The organism is Nguyenibacter vanlangensis, assembly GCF_013376155.1.
Lineage (GTDB): Bacteria > Pseudomonadota > Alphaproteobacteria > Acetobacterales > Acetobacteraceae > Gluconacetobacter > Gluconacetobacter vanlangensis.
Genome location: NZ_JABXXP010000537.1, coordinates 1 through 1,973 on the forward strand (window position 1 = coordinate 1; position 1,973 = coordinate 1,973).

Annotated in this window: 3 protein-coding genes and 1 pseudogene; all 4 read left to right on the top strand. The window is 66.9% G+C overall.

Annotated features, from left to right (window positions below):
- A pseudogene (locus HUK84_RS16360) lies at positions 1-219 on the top strand (IS630 family transposase); the annotation flags it as partial.
- A gap of 93 nt (positions 220-312) precedes the next feature.
- On the top strand, positions 313-672 hold the full coding sequence (tnpA, locus tag HUK84_RS16365) for an IS66-like element accessory protein TnpA (RefSeq protein ID WP_176641228.1): 360 nt from the start codon (positions 313-315) through the stop codon (positions 670-672).
- The gene (gene tnpB / locus HUK84_RS16370; RefSeq protein WP_176641229.1) at positions 669-1,016 is read left to right on the top strand and encodes an IS66 family insertion sequence element accessory protein TnpB; all 348 of its coding nucleotides are present in this window, start codon (positions 669-671) and stop codon (positions 1,014-1,016) included. The genes tnpA and tnpB overlap by 4 nt, the downstream gene beginning before the upstream one ends.
- Before the next feature lie 48 nt (positions 1,017-1,064).
- On the top strand, positions 1,065-1,973 hold a 909-nt coding region (gene tnpC / locus HUK84_RS16375; protein WP_176641230.1), incomplete at its 3' end, for an IS66 family transposase.

A 1,973-nucleotide genomic window follows, 5' to 3' on the forward strand; every position in this document is an offset into this window, starting at 1 on the left:
GCCACGCCATCCGGGTCAGGACGCTGGCGTCATGGAGGCGTTTAAAAAAACTTCCCCCGCATCCTGAACGCCCATATCGGCCATCTGCCTAAGGGCAAGCCGATCGAGATCCGGTTCCAGGACGAGGCCCGGATCGGCCAGAAGAACGGGATCGTCCGACAATGGGCCCGGCGCGGCACGCGGCCACGCCAGCCGGCCGACCAGCGCTACGAGAATGCCGTATCCACCCGGTGAAGGACGCCTTGCAGGGGTGAAGTGTGATTTCTGATCTTAAGAGCGAGCTTAAGGACGTTTTTAAGAGCGGAAGATCGGATGGAAATCATCACGGGAGTGGAGAGGCGGCGACGTTGGAGCCTGGAGGAGAAGCTCCGGCTGGTTGCGGAATGTGATGCGCCGGGCAGCAGCGTGACGCGGGTTTCGCGGCAGCATGACATCAGCCGGGCCTTGCTCTGGACGTGGCGGCGGCAGTTTCGGCAGGGTGAACTGGGCGACGGGACGGATCGGGGATTCCTGGCGGTGACGATTCCGGCCTTGCCGTCCGGTCTGGCATTGCCCGATGGGGGCGCTGACGCGGGACTGGAGATTGTGCTGCCTGACGGGCTGCACCTGCGCGTGACTGCCCGGACGGACCTGGATCTGGTCGCTCGTGTGCTGACGCTGCTGCGGCGATGATCCCGGTTCCATCGGGCGTTCGGGTCTGGCTGGCGACGGGTTCGACGGACATGCGCCTTGGCATGCCGGGCCTGGCGCTGCGGGTGCAGGAGACACTGGGCCGCAATCCGCATGCGGGCGATCTCTACGTGTTCCGGGGCCGGCGAGGCGACCTGATCAAGGTCCTCTGGCACGACGGGCTGGGCATGTCGCTCTACGCCAAACGGCTGGAACGCGGCCGGTTCATCTGGCCGTCTCCGGCCGATGGCGTGATTGCACTGTCATCCGCCCAGCTCGGCTACCTGCTGGAAGGGATCGACTGGCGGCACCCGCAACGCACATGGCGGCCGGAACTGGCGGGCTGAGCGCGGTTGCTGGTACCCAACCGGGGCGATCCGTGTTTTTATGGCGACATGGAAACCGGCACGTCGGAAATCGATCGGCTGCGGGCGGCCCTGGCGGCGTCCGAGGTGGCACGCCAGGAAGCGGAACAGCGCGCCACAGGTGCTGAGGCGATGGTCGCGCACCTGAAGCTGCTGATCGCCAGGATGCGGCAGGACCGCTTCGGTGCGTCCTCGGAGCGCGGCCGGCGTCTGCTCGACCAGTTGGAACTCGAACTCGAGGATCTGGAAGCGGCAATCGCCGAGGATGATCCCGCCAATGTGCCGGGCGCCGCGATGGTCTCGTCCGAGGCATCCGAACGGCAGCGCCCCGCGCGCCGGCCTTTTCCTGCGGATCTGCCGCGTGAGCGGATCGTCATTCCCGCGCCCGCGCAGTGCCCATGCTGCGGTTCATCCCGTCTGGCGAAGCTGGGCGAGAGCATCACCGAGACGCTTGAGGTGATCCCGCGCCGGTTCAAGGTGATCCAGACGGTGCGGGAGAAATTCTCCTGCCGGGACTGCGAAAGCATCACCCAGCCACCGGCACCGTTCCATCCGATCGCCCGTGGCCGTGCCGGGCCCTGGCTGCTGTCGACCATCCTGGCCGGCAAGTTTGCCGATCACCTGCCGCTGAGCCGCCAGAGCGAGGCCTTTGCGCGCGAAGGGATCGACCTCGACACCTCGACGCTGGCCGATTGGGTGGGCGCCTGCACTGCCACCCTGGCACCGCTGATCGCGCTGGTGCGCGCCCACGTGCTGGCAGCGGAACGGCTGCATGGCGACGACACCACAGTGCCGGTGCTGGCGAAAAGCCGCACCGTGACCGGACGATTGTGGACCTATGTGCGCGATGACCGGCCATTCGGCGGACCGGCGCCGCCTGCCGCGTGGTTCCGCTACTCCCGTGATCGCAAGGGCGAACATCCCACGGATCATCTCGCG